Source organism: Cryobacterium psychrotolerans (assembly GCF_900101115.1).
GTDB classification, from domain to species: domain Bacteria; phylum Actinomycetota; class Actinomycetes; order Actinomycetales; family Microbacteriaceae; genus Cryobacterium; species Cryobacterium psychrotolerans.
Genome location: NZ_FNFU01000007.1, coordinates 23,001 through 38,613, shown reverse-complemented (window position 1 = coordinate 38,613; position 15,613 = coordinate 23,001). Strand labels below are relative to the sequence as shown.

At 70.0% G+C, this 15,613-nt stretch carries 17 protein-coding genes; 9 read left to right on the top strand and 8 right to left on the bottom strand.

The features are described from left to right. Positions 1–21: 21 nt before the first annotated feature. On the top strand, positions 22–726 hold the full coding sequence (locus tag BLQ39_RS07835) for a TSUP family transporter (protein WP_092323063.1): 705 nt from the start codon (positions 22–24) through the stop codon (positions 724–726). A 143-nt stretch (positions 727–869) separates the two neighbouring features. On the opposite strand, the gene BLQ39_RS07830 is transcribed toward BLQ39_RS07835, so the two are convergent. Continuing rightward, positions 870–1,313, bottom strand: coding sequence for an Rv3235 family protein (locus BLQ39_RS07830; RefSeq protein WP_241982908.1), 444 nt, complete (start codon positions 1,311–1,313; stop codon positions 870–872). 191 nt (positions 1,314–1,504) lie between these two features. Between BLQ39_RS07830 and BLQ39_RS07825 the strand changes: the two genes are divergently transcribed. Continuing rightward, positions 1,505–2,149, top strand: coding sequence for a hypothetical protein (locus tag BLQ39_RS07825; protein WP_092323061.1), 645 nt, complete (start codon positions 1,505–1,507; stop codon positions 2,147–2,149). Between the two features lie 206 nt (positions 2,150–2,355). On the opposite strand, the gene BLQ39_RS07820 is transcribed toward BLQ39_RS07825, so the two are convergent. Continuing rightward, on the bottom strand, positions 2,356–2,643 hold the full coding sequence (locus BLQ39_RS07820) for a helix-turn-helix domain-containing protein (RefSeq protein ID WP_092323060.1): 288 nt from the start codon (positions 2,641–2,643) through the stop codon (positions 2,356–2,358). A 128-nt stretch (positions 2,644–2,771) separates the two neighbouring features. On the opposite strand from BLQ39_RS07820, the gene BLQ39_RS07815 reads away from it, so the two are divergent. Beyond that, a complete protein-coding gene (locus BLQ39_RS07815; protein WP_092323058.1) occupies positions 2,772–3,443 on the top strand; it encodes a hypothetical protein in 672 nt (223 codons plus the stop codon). Positions 3,444–3,445: 2 nt separating this feature from the next. Beyond that, positions 3,446–4,684: a CpaE/TadZ family protein gene (locus BLQ39_RS07810; RefSeq protein WP_092323057.1), complete on the top strand. Its 1,239-nt coding sequence runs from the start codon at positions 3,446–3,448 to the stop codon at positions 4,682–4,684. Positions 4,685–4,704: 20 nt separating this feature from the next. Here BLQ39_RS07810 and BLQ39_RS07805 read toward each other — a convergent pair whose 3' ends face one another. Both BLQ39_RS07805 and BLQ39_RS07800 read right to left on the bottom strand, forming a co-directional pair. Next, positions 4,705–6,354: a DUF5671 domain-containing protein gene (locus tag BLQ39_RS07805; protein WP_092323055.1), complete on the bottom strand. Its 1,650-nt coding sequence runs from the start codon at positions 6,352–6,354 to the stop codon at positions 4,705–4,707. After that, positions 6,354–6,821 carry an LpqB family beta-propeller domain-containing protein gene (locus BLQ39_RS07800; RefSeq protein WP_092323054.1) on the bottom strand — a complete coding sequence of 156 codons (468 nt, stop codon included), beginning with the start codon at positions 6,819–6,821 and terminating at the stop codon, positions 6,354–6,356. Before BLQ39_RS07800 ends, BLQ39_RS07805 begins: the two co-directional genes overlap by 1 nt. A gap of 76 nt (positions 6,822–6,897) precedes the next feature. On the opposite strand from BLQ39_RS07800, the gene BLQ39_RS07795 reads away from it, so the two are divergent. Next, complete coding sequence (locus BLQ39_RS07795; RefSeq protein ID WP_092323053.1) at positions 6,898–8,403, top strand: sensor histidine kinase; 1,506 nt, start codon at positions 6,898–6,900, stop codon at positions 8,401–8,403. Positions 8,404–8,439: 36 nt separating this feature from the next. Here BLQ39_RS07795 and BLQ39_RS07790 read toward each other — a convergent pair whose 3' ends face one another. Next, complete coding sequence (locus BLQ39_RS07790) at positions 8,440–8,688, bottom strand: WhiB family transcriptional regulator (protein ID WP_092323051.1); 249 nt, start codon at positions 8,686–8,688, stop codon at positions 8,440–8,442. A gap of 185 nt (positions 8,689–8,873) precedes the next feature. Between BLQ39_RS07790 and BLQ39_RS07785 the strand changes: the two genes are divergently transcribed. Continuing rightward, positions 8,874–9,305 (top strand): hypothetical protein, encoded by a 432-nt coding sequence (locus BLQ39_RS07785; protein ID WP_092323050.1) that lies wholly within the window; start codon positions 8,874–8,876, stop codon positions 9,303–9,305. A gap of 31 nt (positions 9,306–9,336) precedes the next feature. On the opposite strand, the gene bcp is transcribed toward BLQ39_RS07785, so the two are convergent. The 3 genes from bcp to aroA are packed head-to-tail and all read right to left on the bottom strand — an operon-like array spanning position 9,337 to position 12,267. Then, positions 9,337–9,816, bottom strand: coding sequence for a thioredoxin-dependent thiol peroxidase (gene bcp / locus BLQ39_RS07780; protein ID WP_092323048.1), 480 nt, complete (start codon positions 9,814–9,816; stop codon positions 9,337–9,339). Between the two features lie 39 nt (positions 9,817–9,855). After that, entirely contained in the window at positions 9,856–10,908 is a 1,053-nt protein-coding gene (gene rsgA, locus BLQ39_RS07775) for a ribosome small subunit-dependent GTPase A (RefSeq protein WP_092323047.1), read from the bottom strand. Beyond that, complete coding sequence (gene aroA / locus BLQ39_RS07770; RefSeq protein ID WP_092323045.1) at positions 10,909–12,267, bottom strand: 3-phosphoshikimate 1-carboxyvinyltransferase; 1,359 nt, start codon at positions 12,265–12,267, stop codon at positions 10,909–10,911. Between the two features lie 122 nt (positions 12,268–12,389). On the opposite strand from aroA, the gene BLQ39_RS07765 reads away from it, so the two are divergent. From BLQ39_RS07765 to BLQ39_RS07755, 3 genes are all read left to right on the top strand, one after another. Next, positions 12,390–13,025: a sigma-70 family RNA polymerase sigma factor gene (locus BLQ39_RS07765; RefSeq protein ID WP_241982911.1), complete on the top strand. Its 636-nt coding sequence runs from the start codon at positions 12,390–12,392 to the stop codon at positions 13,023–13,025. After that, positions 13,022–13,264, top strand: a complete 243-nt coding sequence (locus tag BLQ39_RS07760; RefSeq protein WP_092323044.1) for a zf-HC2 domain-containing protein — start codon at positions 13,022–13,024, stop codon at positions 13,262–13,264. The genes BLQ39_RS07765 and BLQ39_RS07760 overlap by 4 nt, the downstream gene beginning before the upstream one ends. A gap of 95 nt (positions 13,265–13,359) precedes the next feature. Then, on the top strand, positions 13,360–15,552 hold the full coding sequence (locus tag BLQ39_RS07755) for an MMPL family transporter (protein WP_370255607.1): 2,193 nt from the start codon (positions 13,360–13,362) through the stop codon (positions 15,550–15,552). Positions 15,553–15,613 lie beyond the last annotated feature (61 nt).

The following is a 15,613-nucleotide window of genomic DNA, read 5'->3' as shown; positions in this document are numbered from 1 at the left end:
GCGCCGGGACCCTGTCTCCTGATGGACCTGGTTGTCGCGCTCTCGCTGGGCGGCATTGCGGTGGGCGCGCTTGTTCAGGCGGCCACGGGCATGGGATTCTCGCTCGTGGCCGCGCCGCTGCTCATCCTGGCGCTCGGCCCGCGGGAGGGTGTCGGCGCGGCGGTGGTGCTTGCGGCGTTGTCGCCGGTGGTGCCGCTGATCCGTGACGGGCGCCACGCCCAGCCGGGCGCGGTGGCGCGACTGCTGATCCCCACCCTCCTGTGCACGCCGGTCATCGCGTGGGCGCTGCAGGGCATCGACACCCGCTGGCTGGCTTTGGGCGCGGGGGCAGGGGTGATTCTGGCGGTGGGGATCCTGGCCAGTGGGGTGCGCTGGGGGTGGCTGGGGCATCCGCTGGGGGCGGTGGCGACGGGGGCGACCAGTGCACTGCTGAACGTGGTCGGGGGAGTGGGTGGGCCGCCGATCGGAATCTACGCGGCGAATGCCGGCTGGTCGCCGGTGGCCACGCGGGCCAACATGCACAGTTTCTTCATCATCCAGAACGTTGTGACCGCGCTCATCCTCGGGGTGGTGCTGCCGGGGTTGTGGCAGCTCTCCGCGCTCGCCGCGGGCACCATCTGCGGGCTTCTCCTGTCCGGGCGGATGTCGGCTCGGGTGCTCCGCACCGTCGTGTTGGTGATCTCGCTCGTCGGCGGCGTGAGCCTGGTCGCCGGGGCGGTCTCCTAGGCGCGGTCGCGCACGATCTCACCCCGCAGGTCGACCAGTCTGCCGCTCAGCCCGGCTGCTCCCGGAGCGTGAATCGCCCTGCATCGGTCGACGACGGCATCCACCGCTCAGAGAACATTGCGGGCGCTGAGAACCGTGCTTGCTCAGAGAACATTGATGGCGCTGGCCCGCCATCGACGGTCGAGGCCCTCCAGCCGGAGGGCCACCGCGCGCACCCGCACCCGGCTGTGCACGATCACGACGGCCTCGACGACACCGTCGCGCGGCTCGGAAATGATGACCCGCCCGATCGTGATGGTCGGCCTCTGGGCTCGCTGCCCTTTTACCGCGCGCGCACGCGCTGAGAGCACCACGCGCTTGAGCAGGTGCCGGTAGACGTCGTCGGTGACCCAGCGCGCGAGCTGGTCGAGTTCCCGGGCGCCGGCGAGCACCTCGATGACACAGCGCGTGAGGTTGATCACAAGCGGTTCCGGATCGGGGAGCTGGTTGCGCGGACTGGGCTGGTGCCCGAAGAAGTCTTCCGACTGGAACCCGCTGCGTTCCTCTTCGGCGCTCGAGTCTTCTTCGGGGGTGAGAGGGGTGCTCATGGCTCCTCCGATGTGCGTGATTCCGATGGCGCGTCGACGGGTGCTTGGCGTTCGGGTGGATCACGGGGCCGCCCCTGTTCGGGGGGAGCCCGTGGCAGAGACTCAATCAGGGGACGGGCGGCCCTGTCTAGCGCTTATAGGGCCTGTGGATAACACGAGCGAACCCCGGCTGGGCCGACTAGTTTCGGGGTGTGCGGTGGGACAACCTGTTCGACGACCTCGAGGGGCAGCTCGAGCATGAACTCCAGGCCGAAGAAATCGACCTCCGCGCGGAGGAGGAACGGCTGCGCCTCGGTCGGCTGTCCCTGCGCAGTCGGCTCGTCAGCCTGACCAGGGCGCCGGCCCCGGTGGGGGCGGGAATCCTGAGGGTTGCGCTGGTAACCGGTGAGACGATCACCATCCGACCGACCACCTTCGGCCGGGACTGGCTGGCCGCCGACCTCCTCTCCGCCGACCACTTGTCCGCCGACCGCAGCGCCGCCGACCACCGGAACGGCGGCCGTTTCGGAGCCCAGTGCGTCCTTCCCCTCGCGGCGATAGCGGGCGTGATCCTGCACCACGACCAGGTGGCCGTCTCCCTCGCCGCCGAGTCCGAATCGGCGGCCAGGGTCGTCGACCGTATCGGGCTGCCCTTCGTGCTGCGCGACCTCTGCCGGCGCCGGAAGAGTCTCCTGCTCCACACCCCGGCCGGCCTGATCACCGGCACGATCGACCGGGTCGGCCGCGACCACATCGATGTTGCCGTGCACGAGGCCGGAACCCTACGACGCGCCAATGAGGTTCAGCACTACCGAATCGTCCCGCTCGCCCAGATCCAGCTGGTGCAGCTGGACTGATGGCTGACGGCGGACGGGTCTCGGAGCCTCGTGTTTCCCGCCGCCGCAGGGGCGTCTCACAAGTTGACTTGCGGACAAAGTCCCTTCAATTTCGCAACGAAGGTTGTTTCTCCGCAAGTCAGTTACTCCGCACGTCAATTGGGAGTGCCGTGCGCGTGCGTCAGCTCGGCGGGTGCTGGGCAGGCGGGCGCTGGGCGCGTCTTGTCTCAGGTCTCCGGGCGGATGATCGTGCTTCCGGAGATTTCGGGGATGTTCGCGAAGTCGGACTGCTGCCAGAGCGACATCCGCCGGGCTTCCTCGTAGCGCGCTTCGATATAGGACTCGAGTACGATCCGCTCGATCCGCCAGGCGCCGCGGGCGCCGATTTTGATGGCGGGAAGCTCACCGCCGCGAACGAGTTCGAGCGCCTCGGCGGCCGGGATGTTGAGGATCTCGGCCGTGTCGGCGAGGGTCAGGAATCGGCCTACGGAGTTGGAGGACACGGAATCCGTCATGAATCGATTATCCGTCCTCGGCCCCGGCGCGGGGGCTGCCGGGCTGCGGCTGTGGATAACTTCCGCGCCCGGGCCGCCGGGGGACGACGATAGTGGGTCAGGGCTTTCACGGGCAGCGAGGTGGGCGGATGGCACGCACGGCGGCGAAAACACAGGACACCCCCACCCGAGGCACCCGGGCGCCTGGTTCCCGGCGCCGATTCAGATTCGATCCGCGGTTCGCGATCGGCGTGGCGCTCGTGGCGGCCTCCGTCGGGGGTGTGTCCGCGATCGTCACGAATGCGGACCGCACCACCGCCGTCTACACGGCCAGGGTCGCGCTGGCGGTCGGCGACCACATCGACGGATCCGACCTGCTGACGACCCAGGTCAGGCTCGGCTCCGCCGGCGACCTGTACGTCACGCCGGGCGGACTGCCGCCCGACGGGATGATTGTCACGCGCACCATCGCCGCAGGCGAACTGGTACCCGCCTCCGCCGTGGGCACGAGGGCCGGGCAGTCGGTGACGAACATCGTCGTCGAGCTCAGCGGCAAGCCGGCCGCTGCGATCGGGCCGGGATCGGTCGTGGATGTCTGGTCATCCCGGCAGACCGACCGCGGCGTCTTCGGCCCCCCGGCCGTGCTCGTCGGGCAGGCGGCGATTGTGCGACTCATCGAACCGGTCGGCTTCATGGCCTCCGACGGCGGGATGTCGGTGGAGATCCTCGTGCCCAAATCAAAGATCGCCGCCGTGCTTGAGTCCGTCGCCAACGGAGACGCGGTCGCCATCGTGCCGGTCAACACGGCGCTGGGGGAGTAGCCGTGGCCACGCTCGCGCTCGCCCTCGACCGGGACACCGAAGACCGGCTCCTGGCCGACATCGTGGAGTACGGGCACTCCATCGTCGCCCGGGTCGGCACCGCACGGGACCTCCTGGTCGCGCTGGACGTGCGCCCGCCGGAGGCCGTGGTGGTCGGTGCCGGCCGGGCGACGCTCACCGCTGAGCTGATCGCGGCGTGCGACGGGCGCGGCATCCGGTTGATCGCGCTCGCGGCATCCGACCTCGACCGGCGCCACGCGGCCTCGCTCGGCCTCTACGAGGTGGTGGATGCGGGAGCGGACTGGAGCGAGGTCGAGACCCTGCTCGTCGCCGGGATCGTCGTGCCGTTGCGGATCGGCGGCCGGGCGGGCGCCGGCGGCGCCCTGAGTGCAGGCTCGGTCATCGCCGTCTGGGGTCCCGCCGGGGCGCCGGGACGCACGACCCTGGCGATCAATATCGCCGCCGAGATCGCGGCCGCCGGGCACACCGTCGTGCTGGCCGACGTCGACACCTACAGCGGGTCGGTCGCGCCGAGCCTGGGCATGCTCGACGAGGCCCCCGGGTTCGCTGCCGGATGCCGGCTGGCCGGGTCGGACAGCCTCACCCAGTCCGAGCTCGAGCGGATCGCGCAACGGTACAACTCGCCGCAGGGCGCGTTCTGGGTGCTCACCGGCATCGGACGGCCCTCCCGCTGGCCCGAACTGTCTTCCGAGCGTGTGTCTCGCACGATCGACGCGCTGCGCCAGTGGGTGGACTACGTCGTGCTCGACACCGGCTTCAACCTGGAGAGCGACGAGGAAATCTCCAGCGACCTGTTCGCTCCCAGGCGCAACGCCGCGACGCTGACGGCGCTCCGGTCAGCCGACCGGGTTGTGGCCTGCGGCCTCGCCGACCCGGTCGGGATGGCCAGGTTCCTGCGCGCCTGGGTCGAACTGGCGGACCTGCTCACGACCGACCGGGTGAGCGTGGTGATGAACCGGGTGCGCGCGAGCGCGGTCGGGCTGGACCCCGCCGGCCAGGTCACCCAGGCGCTTCTGCGCTTCGGCGGCATCGAGTCGCCGATCCTCGTGCCGCACGACCAACAGGGGGTGGATGCGGCCGTGCTGACCGGGCGCACGCTCCGCGATGCCGCGCCGAAGTCACCGGCTCGGACGAGCATCCGTCGTTTCGTGTGCACGGAGCTGCTGCCCGTCCCGGAACCCCGCGCCGGGTTCCGGTGGCGGAAGCTGATCCCCGGCTGACACACGCCCGGGCGGACGGCTCAGTCGGCCAGGGGAATCACGTCGATGCGGTTGCCCGGTCCGGTGACCACCAGCACGCGCTTGCCGGCCACGCCGGCCAGGGCAGCGGCGAGCTGCGCGGCGTCGGGCGCGGGGACCGGCCCTTCGCCGGTGTCCGCGCGGGGCCACACGGTCACCGAGGCGCCGGTGGCAGCCTCGATGGCCTGAGACTGCGGCTCTGGGTCCGCTCCGGTGACCAGGAAGACGCGGGAGATGCGTCGTTCACGGGCGGCCGGGGCCAGGGCTCCGACGACCGCACGGTCACGCCGCCAGACACTGAAGTGGTAAGCGGAGACCAGAGCGGTCGCAACGAGCAGCCCGAGCGGGGCGCGGATTTTCTCGACCAGGCTCCCGGCCGACGCCGATTCGAGGGCGAACTCGAAGATCCCGTTGCCGACCACCAGCAGGGCGACCAGCGCCACTATCGCGCTGAGGCCGAAGACCGCGATGAGGTACACCCGGCGGCCGGTGGAGGCCATCTCGGCCTCCGCGACCGGGGCGGCGGGCTTCCACACCAGCCACCAGACCGGGCCGCCGACCACCAGGGCGCTGATGCCGCCGAGCAGCAGCGTGCGGGTGTCCGCGCCCGCGAGCGGGCTGCTCAGGGTCGCCAGGAGGGAGTTCACGATGATGCCGATGCCGGTGGCTGCGGCCACCAGGCCGACCCCGGAGGTGACCAGGGTGCCGGCCTGCCGAGTGTCGTGCGGACGGCCCCGGGAGATGAGCGCGTGGTAGTACCAGACCAGTGCGCCGATGGCCGCCGAGGCGATCGCCTCGCCCAGCGGGTCCAGGAGGTCGCCGATCGGGTCGGCGCGGTCGAAGGCCAGTCGCAGAAGAACGAACAGGGTCGCGCCGATCCCGCCGAGGGTCAGGACGCCCGCACCGAGGATTCCGATGACGACGAGCGCCACATTGGCGAACCCGGTCTTCAACCGGCGGGCATCGTCGTGGATCCAGTGCCACCACCAGATCGCCGCGCCCACAACGGCCCAGAGCAGAGCCTGCAGCGGGGACTCCCACCAGGGTTCGCCCACCGACGCCTGGTCGGATGCGCGGATGGCGGTGTCGAGGAGTGAGCCGAGGGCGTTCACGGCGCCGCCGACTCCGATCACCAGGCCGTAGAGGGCCCCGAGGACGATCGGCAGGGTGGCCAGGCGCACCGGTCGCTTGGCCGCGTGTCGCCACATCCACCGGTGCCAGGCCCAGACGCCGGCCCAGACCAGGCCGGTGGAGAAGTCGGAGGGCTGCCAGGTGCCGTCGATGAGTTGCAGCGCAGCCCCCAGCAGGGCGGAGGCGGAAAGCATGAGGGCCACCGTGTACATGCCGGCCAGGTACAGGCCCCACGCCAGGGAAGACCGCTCGGCCGGGTCGGCGAGCCTCCGCCAGACCGCCCACCAGAGGAGCGCCGCGAGCGGTCCGCCGATCAGGGTGAAGGCCAGCGAGCGCGCCAGGCCGGCGACGTCGTCGGACGCCAGCGCCGTTCCCGCCTCGAGGAGTCGCGAGAGCAGGCCGCTCAGGCCGGTGGCGCCGATCGCCACCAGGGCGAACAGCAGCACGTAGACGATCAGGCGACGCACGGTGCGCTGGGCGCCGCCCGCGGTCGGGGCCTGCGGTGTGGCGGTGTCGCTCATCACTTCACCGCCGTGTTTGTGCAGACGGTGAGTGACCACGGGGTCTGGTCGATCAGCCATTTTCCGTCAGACTTCACGAGGTCGAAGACCTCCTCGGTCTCGAACTCCGAGGAGTCGAACGGGCCTCCGCCCTCATAGGAGGTGACGAGGGAGACCTTCACGTCGGCCGAGTCCTCCCGTTCGGTCGTCGAGACCAGGGTGACCCTGACGTTGTCGGTGGATGCGTTCTCGAACCTCTCGCACGCCTCCCGCGCCTCGGGGGTGAGGTACTCGACGGCAGCGGACTCATCGCCGGCGATGACCGCCGCGGAATACCGCTGCACGACACCCGCCGGAGTCGACTCGTCGAGGAGCCTGGGTTCGCCGCGCGAGAACACGACCGCCAGGGCGACAATCACCAGGACGCCGATGACGGACAGGATGATCAGGAGTGTGCGGTCGGGTCGGACCGATTCCGATGCGTTCATAGTGCACATCATGGCGGATTCCGCCCCTGCCGCCTATGATTCCGGCCGAGCGCGTCGTCGGCCGTAGGCTATGACGGTGTCGACGCTCAGTGATCTCGTACTTGCCCAGGGCCGCAGCAGCGCGGAGGATGTGGACTGGCTCCACATGCTCGTCGCTGACGGCCAGCTCCTCGCCGACCTCGCCTTCGCCGACCTGGTCGCCTGGGTGCCCACGACGACCGGCAGCTTCGTGGCGGTCGCCCACCAGCGGCCGTCGAGCGCCGCGACCCTGTTCTACCGCGACTTCGTCGGCCAGGAGATCAAGGGGGAGTGGCGCAAACAGGTGACGGAGGCGTTCGAGACGGCCAGGATCATCGACACCACGGCCCCCGACTGGTACGAGGAGACCCCCACCCGGGTCCGGGCCATCCCGGTCATGCGGCGGCTCAGCTCGACCGGTTCCCAGGTCACCGACACGCCGATCGCCGTGCTCACCCGGCACACCAACCTGAGCGAGGCGCGCAGCCCCAGCCGCCAGGAGCTCACCTTCAACGACTGTGCCAACGACCTCTTCGCCATGATCGCCTCCGGGGACTTCCCCGACCTCGGTGCGCCGACGGGCCCGCGCCGCGGGGCCCCGCGTGCCTCGGACGGGCTGATCAGGCTCGACGTGGATGGGATGACCACCTTCGCCAGCCCCAACGCACTGTCCGCCTTCAACCGGATGGGCTTCGACGACGAGCTGGAAGGCGAGTCCCTCGCCGAAGTGACGGCCCGCCTGCTCACGGGAACGGCCGTCGTCGACGAGTCGCTGCCGCTGGTTGTGACCGGCCGGGCGCCGTGGCGCACCGACGTCGAGGCGCGCGGGGTCACGGTCTCGCTTCGCGCCATACCGATCCGCAACCGCGGCGAGCGGATCGGCGCCATGGTTCTCTGCCGAGACGTGACGGAGCTGCGGCACCAGGAGCGCGAGCTGATCACGAAGGATGCCACCATCCGGGAGATCCACCACCGGGTGAAGAACAACCTGCAGACGGTGGCGTCCCTGCTGCGCATCCAGGCCCGCCGAACCCACTCGGACACGGCCCGCGAGGCGCTCAACCAGGCGATGCGCCGCGTTGCGGCCATCGCCGTCGTGCACGACACCCTGTCGGAAGGGCTGAACCAGATCGTCGACTTCGACGCGGTGTTCGACCGGGTGCTGCTGCTCATCGCGGAGGTCGCCTCCGCGCACAACACGACGGCGCATCCGAAATCATCCGGGAGTTTCGGCACCCTGCCGAGTGCCTACGCGACACCGCTGGCCCTGGCCCTGACCGAACTGGTCACGAACGCGGTCGAGCACGGCCTCGCCGGGCGCGAGGGTGAGGTGTCCATCCAGGCGGAGCGGAGCGAGGAGACCCTCACCGTGACCGTGCGCGACAATGGCGCCGGAATGCCGGAGGGCAAGGTCGGCTCCGGGCTGGGAACGCAGATTGTGCGCACCCTGATCCAGGGGGAACTCAGCGGCACCATCGACTGGCACACCATGATGGGCAGCGGAACCGAAGTGACGATCGAGATTCCGCTGCGCTTCATGAAAGAAAGCCAGGACCGCTCCTGAGGAGCGGTCCCGGCTTTCTGTGCCGAAGCGCGGCGCTTAGGAAGCGCGGCGGGCGCGAGCGGCGCGGCGCTTGAGGGCGCGGCGCTCGTCTTCGCTGAGGCCACCCCAGACTCCGGAGTCCTGACCGGTCTCCAGTGCGTACTGGAGGCACACCTCGGTGACGGTGCAACGGCCGCAGACGGCCTTCGCCTTCTCGATCTGGTCCACGGCGGGGCCAGTGTTGCCAACGGGGAAGAAAAGTTCCGGGTCGGCGGTGAGGCAGGCAGCTTTGTCGCGCCAGTCCATAGGGGTGCTCCTTTATTGCAGATGGGGATGCCTGGCCAGATCGGCCGAAGATGCAGGGCCCGATCGCAGGAAAAGTACGGATCTACGCATAGAGATCGGCTCACCGCCCTGTGAGCGTCAACCGGGCCTCAAATATGGTCGCATAATGGTGGAGTCAAATCAATAGTTTTGTATGGGATAGTCCTGTGAACGAGCACGCAGATCAGAGCCGGGAGGGCGCGAGCGAGCCTTCGGGGACCCGGCGACCGCCCTCCCTGCTGGCCCTCACGGCCCTCCTGGCGGCCGAAGCGCTGCTTCTCTGGGTGGCCGCCGGATGGCTCGTGTTCGAGCTGCTCACGGAGACGCCGGCGTCCGTGGCCAGCGCCGTCGCCATCCTCGTGCTCGTCCTGATCGCTGCGCTCTGGGTGAGCGCGATCGCCCGGGGCGCGCTGCAGGGGCGGCCGTGGATCCGCGGCGCAGCCCTCACCTGGCAGCTGTTGCAGGTCTTCGTCGCCATCGGCTGCTTCCAGGGCCTCTACGCCCGCCCTGACCTCGGCTGGGCGCTGCTGCTGCCCTCGATCGCCGTGATCGTGCTGCTCTTCACCCCGCGCGTGCTGGCGGCGACGAGGCCCGTCTAGCCCGGCCGAGCGGATGCGCCGTCGCGGCGGTCTAGGCGTCCAGGCCGAGCTTCTTCCGCAGGCCGGCGACGTGGCCGGTCGCCTTCACGTTGTAGAGCGCCAGCTGGATCAGGCCCGACTCGTCGATCACGAACGTCGACCGGAGCACGCCCGTGACGGTCTTGCCGTACAGGTTCTTCTCTCCCCAGGCGCCGTAGGCCTTGTGCACGTCGAGGCTCTCATCGCTCAGCAGCGGGAAGTTCACGGCGTCGTGCTCCTGGAAGGTCTTGAGCCTGGCCGGGGCATCCTTCGACAGGCCCAGCACCTGATAGCCGGCCGCCGCGAGCGAGCCGAGGTTGTCGCGGAAGTCGCAGGCCTGGGTGGTGCAGCCCGGCGTCATGGCGGCCGGGTAGAAGTAGACGACGACCTTGCGCCCGGCGTAGTCGGCGAGCGAGACGGCTTTGCCGTCCTGGTCGGTCAGGGTGAACTGCGGGGCGGTGTCGCCCGCGGCGAGGCGCGTGGAATCGGTCATCCCCTCACGCTAGCGGCTCCCCGCCCCGCCCGACCCCGGTCAGTGGGAGGGGGCGGCGGCGAACGTGGCGAGCAGGCGCTGCAGCGAGTCAAGTCGCGCCTTGCCGGTGTCGCCGAGTTTGCCGGCCTCGACCGTCTCGATGATCGCGCAATCGGGGGAGTCCGGCAGGTGCGTGCAGCCCCTCGGGCATTTCTCCGCCACGGTGGCGAGGTCGGTGAACGCCTTGAGGATGTTGTCGGTGTTGATGTGCCCGAGGCCGAACGAGCGCACGCCGGGGGTGTCGATGACCCAGCCCCGCCCGGCGTCCGTTTCCAGCCGGAGCGAGATCGTCGACGACGACGTGTGCCGGCCTCGGCCGGTCACCAGGTTGACGACGCCGACGGCGCGTTTCGCGTCGGGCACCAGCGCATTGACCAGGGTGGACTTGCCGACGCCGGAGTGCCCCACAAAGACCGTGTCGTGCCCGACCAGGGCCTCGGAGATCGCTTCGAGCGGCATCGCGTCGTCGCGGCTCTGGAAGACGGGCAGGTCGAGGCCGGCGAAGTTGCTGAGGAACACGGCGGGGTCGGCCAGGTCGGTTTTGGTGATGCAGAGGATGGGCGAGACGCCGGCGTCGTAGGCGGCCACGAGGTACCGGTCGACCAGGCGGATCCGGGGTTCCGGGTTGGCCGCCGCCACCACGATGAGCATCTGGTCGGCGTTGGCGACGATCACGCGCTCCACCGCGTCCGTGTCGTCGGCGCTGCGGCGCAGCAGGGTCGTGCGCGGCACGATCCGCACGATCCGGGCCAGGCTGCCCTCGGCGCCGGTCGTGTCGCCGACGATGTCGACCCGGTCGCCGGTGACGACGGCGTGTTTGCGCAGCTCGCTCGCCCGGGCCGCTGTCACCCGGCGCTCGGTGGGCAGGTTCTCGTCGAGCATGACGGTGTACCGGCCGCGGTCGACCGAGAGGATGCGCCCGGTCAGGGCATCCTCGTGGCCCGGCCGTGTCTTGGTGCGGGGCTTGTTCCCCTTGCGGTTCGGGCGCACGCGCACGCTGGATTCGTCGAACTCCGGTTCGTCGTCCTCGGGGGTCGACCACCAGGTGGTCATCTAGTGCGCTGCCCCGGCGAGGAGGCCGTGCCACAGCTCGGGGAACTGGGGGAGCGTCTTGGCGGTCGTGCCGATGTTCTCGATTTCGACGCCGGGCACGGCGAGGCCGATGATAGCGCCGGCGGTGGCCATCCGGTGGTCCTCGTAGCTCTTCCACGGGCCCCCGTGCAGCGGCCGCGGGTCGACGCGCAGTCCGTCCTCGAGTTCCGTGACGGCGCCGCCGAGGCCGTTGATCTCGGCGGCGAGGGCGGCGAGGCGGTCCGTCTCGTGGTGGCGGATGTGGCCGATCCCGATGAACGTGCTCGGAGAATCTGCGAGCGCGGCCAGGGCGACGAGGGCCGGGACGAGCTCACCGCCGGTCGACAGGTCGAGGTCTACGCCGTGGATGCCCTCGCCGGCCGTGACGGTGAGGCGGTCGCCGTCGCGGCTGACGGTCGCCCCGAACAGCGGCAGAAGCTCGGCCAGGTGCGCGCCGACCTGGGTGGTCTGCGCCGGCCAGCCGGTGATGGTCACGCTGCCGCCGGCCACCAGCGCGGCGCAGAGGAACGGGGCGGCGTTGGACAGGTCGGGTTCGATGTCGGCGTCGGCGCCCCCGATCGGCCCGGGGCGGACGACCCAAACGCCTGCGGCCGGGCTCTCGACGCGCACGCCGCGACCGGCGAGGGTCGCGATCGTCATCTCGATGTGCGGCAGGCTCGGCAGGCGCTCGCCGGAGTGGCGAAGGTGCAGCCCGTGCTCGAAGCGCGGCGCGGCCAGGAGCAGCCCGGAGACGAACTGGCTCGAGGTCGACGCGTCGATGGTGATCTCCCCGCCGGCGAGGCTGCCCGTGCCGTGCACGGTGAAGGGCAGCGCGAGGCGGCCGTCATCGTTGATGTCGGCGCCGAGGGCACGCAGCGAGGTGATCGTGGTCGCCATCGGCCGGCGCCGGGCGCCGGCGTCGCCGTCGAATGTCGTCGGGCCGAGCGCGAGGGCGGCGACCGGCGGGAGGAACCGCATCACGGTGCCGGCCAGGCCGCAGTCGATCGTGGTCGAGCCGAGCAGCTCGCCCGGGGTCACCCTGAGGTCGGTTCCGTAGTCCCCGCCGCCGTCGACGGACTCGATCGTGGTGCCCAGCTGGCGGAGCGCTGCGACCATCAGGTCGCTGTCGCGGGAGTGCAGCGGAGAGCGCAGGAGAGAGGGCGAATCGGCCAGCGCGGACAACACCAGCTCGCGGTTGGTGAGCGATTTCGAGCCCGGAAGCGACAGCGTGGCGGCGAGCGGACCGGTCGCGGTGGGGGCGGGCCACGCGCCTTCAGCGTCCGCCGGCGCGGTGTCGCCGTACGGATCGAACTCCGGCTTGGAATATCTCGAGATCAGCATCGGTTATCAGAATAGTCGGTACGAAGTCGAGGGAGGTCCGAGTGGCAGGCGCAGCGCTGATGACCCGGCCGGTGATGACCCGACCGGTCAACCCAGAGGTCCACGGCTTAGGATTGCCGGTGATGACAACAGATGCGACAGCCGGTGCTGAGAAGCGGGACCTTTTCGAAGAGCAGGCCCTGCCGTTCATCGACCAGCTTTACGCGGCGGCGATGCGGATGACCCGCAACCCGTCCGACGCACAGGACCTGGTCCAGGAAACGTTCGTGAAGGCGTTCGCGGCCTTCAAGCAATTCGAGCAGGGCACCAACCTCAAGGCCTGGCTGTACCGCATCCTGACCAATACCTTCATCAATACCTACCGCAAGAAGCAGCGCGAGCCCTACCAGGGAACCATCGACGAACTCGAGGACTGGCAGCTCGGCGGCGCGGAATCGACGACCGCGATGTCGAGCAGGTCGGCCGAGGCCGAGGCCATCGACCACCTGCCGGACAGCGCCGTCAAAGACGCGTTGCAGTCCATCCCGGAGGATTTCCGGCTGGCCGTCTACTTCGCCGACGTCGAGGGGTTCTCCTACCAGGAGATCGCCGACATCATGAAAACACCGATTGGCACCGTCATGAGCCGCCTGCACCGTGGCAGGCGACTTCTCCGTGAGCTCCTGACCGGCTATGCGATCGAGCAGGGTCTCGACGCCGGCCAGGCCGCGCAGCAATCCGTGACAGGGAGCCGGAAGGAATCCGGGAGCATCAAATGACCGACTGTGGATGCGAGAAGGCCAAGGCCGAACTCGAGGAATACCTGCACAACGAACTCTGCGGGGAAGACGCGACAGATATTCGCGACCATCTCGCCGCCTGCGATGACTGCAGCTACGAGCACCTGGTGGGCAAGACGCTCACCGAGGCCGTGCAGCGCGCCTGCACGGAAATCGCGCCAGAGGATCTCCGGGACCAGGTGCTCCTCCGGCTCCGCACGATCCAGTCCGGCCACTGACCGTTCCGCACTGACCCTTCCGCAGCGATTCGCAGCGACCGTTTCAACCTTTTGGACGACGCGGAGCGGGCAACGGGGTCGATAATCTCGGTACCGTGACCAAAACTGCTGCGACTGCGCCCCTGAAAGACCCCAGCCGGAAGACGGACTCCGGAGTGCCCACCTGGTTGCGCGTCCTCATCCCGGTTGCGCTCATCCTGGTCTGGTTCGGGCTGTTCGGCGCTGGGGGCGCCTCCTTCGGCAAGATCAGCGAGGTCGCCACAAACGACCAGGCGCAGCAGCTGCCGGCCAGCGCGGATGCCACCCGGGTGCAGGCGCTGCAATCGGAGTTCCGCGGCGGCGACACCCTGCCCGGCGTGCTCGTGTACCAGAGCGACGGCGCCCTCACCGAGGCGGACCTGGCCGACATCGAGGCCCAGGTCGCAGAGCTCGCCACCATCGACGGGGTGGTGCCGGGTTCCGTCTCCCCGGTCATCGTCTCTGACGACGGTCAGGCCGCGGAGGTCTTCCTGCCCCTCGACACCGCGGTGAAGCCGGCCGAATCCGTTGGCGAAATCCGCGACTACCTCGCCGCCCACCCGATCGACGGGGTCGACGTGTACGCCACCGGTCCGGCCGGGCTGATCGCGGACCTGTCCGGCGCCTTCGCCGGCATCGACGGCATCCTGCTGCTCACCGCGCTCGCCGCCGTGCTGCTGATCCTGATCATTGTGTACCGGTCGCCGTTGTTGCCGCTGATCGTGCTCGGCACGAGCCTCGCCGCGCTCTGCGCGTCGGTGCTCGTCGTCGTGGCGCTCGCCGGGGCGGACGTGCTGATCCTGACCGGGCAGACCCAGGGCATCCTGTTCATCCTGGTGATCGGCGCGGCGACCGACTACTCCCTGCTCTACGTGTCGCGGTATCGCGAGGCGCTGCGCGACCACGAGCGCAAGTGGGACGCGACGCTGGTGGCGCTGCGCGGATCGCTCGAGCCCGTGCTCGCCTCCGGCGGGACCGTGATCGCAGGGCTGCTCTGCCTCCTGCTCAGCGACCTGAACTCCAACAAGGCCCTCGGCCCGGTCTCCGCGATCGGGATCGCCTTCGCCGTGCTCGCGGCGCTGACTCTGCTGCCCGCGCTGCTCCTCTGGGCCGGGCGCACCGCGTTCTGGCCCCTCCGTCCGGCCGTCGGCTCGGCCCACCCGAACCTCGCCGGCGCGGGCCGCGGGCTCTGGCCCGCGGTCGCCCGCCTGGTCAGCCGGCGCACCCGCCTCGTCTGGGTCGCCTCCACCCTGCTGCTCGCGGTGGCGTCGATCGGCGTGCTCCAGTTCAAGGCCGACGGCGTGCCGCAAAGCGACTTCGTGCTCGGAGCGTCGGAGGCCCGCGACGGGCAGGCCGTGCTCGCCGAACACTTCCCCGGCGGGTCCGGAACGCCGACGATCGTGATCGGGCCGGAGGGCGAGCTGCAGAACCTGGCCGACGTCATCCTGGGCACGGCGGGGGTCGACTCGGTCGCCGTTGTCTCAGCGGATTCGGTGAGCGGCTCGCTGCCGGTCACGACGGAGGGGCTGGCGCCGGTCGGGCCGCCCGGAACCCCCGTCGGCGAGCCGACCGTCATCGACGGCCGCGTGATGCTCCAGGCGACGCTCGACGACGTCGGGGATTCCGCGGCGGCCGAGTCCACCGTGCGCGAGCTGCGCACGGCCCTGGCCGACGTCGACGCCGGCGTGCTCGTCGGCGGGACGACGGCGATCGCGGTGGACACGAACGACACCGCGATCCACGACCGCACGCTGATCATCCCGGTCATCCTCGGAGTGATCCTGCTCATCCTGATGATGCTGCTGCGTTCGATCCTGGCGCCGGTGCTGCTCGTCCTCACGGTCGTGCTCTCATTCGGGGCGGCGCTCGGTGTGTCGGCCTGGGTGTTCAACGACCTGTTGGGTTTCCCCGGGGCCGATCCGTCGGTGCCGCTGTTCGGGTTCGTCTTCCTGGTGGCGCTCGGAATCGACTACAACATCTTCCTGATGACGCGGGTGCGGGAGGAGTCCATCCTGCACGGCACCAGGCCGGGCATCCTGCGCGGGCTCGTGGCCACCGGCGGGGTGATCACCTCGGCCGGGATCGTGCTCGCGGCGACGTTCGCGGCCCTGGGGGTGCTGCCGATCCTCTTCCTCGCCCAGATCTCGTTCATCGTGGCGTTCGGGGTGCTGCTCGACACGTTCCTGGTGCGGTCGCTGCTTGTGCCGGCGCTCGCCTACGACATCGGCCCGGCGATCTGGTGGCCCGGCAAGCTGGCTCGGCGCCCGTAGCGCAGCGCCGCCGCCGCACCCGGCCGTCGACAATCGCCGAAACTGCCGAGAACCGCCGTTC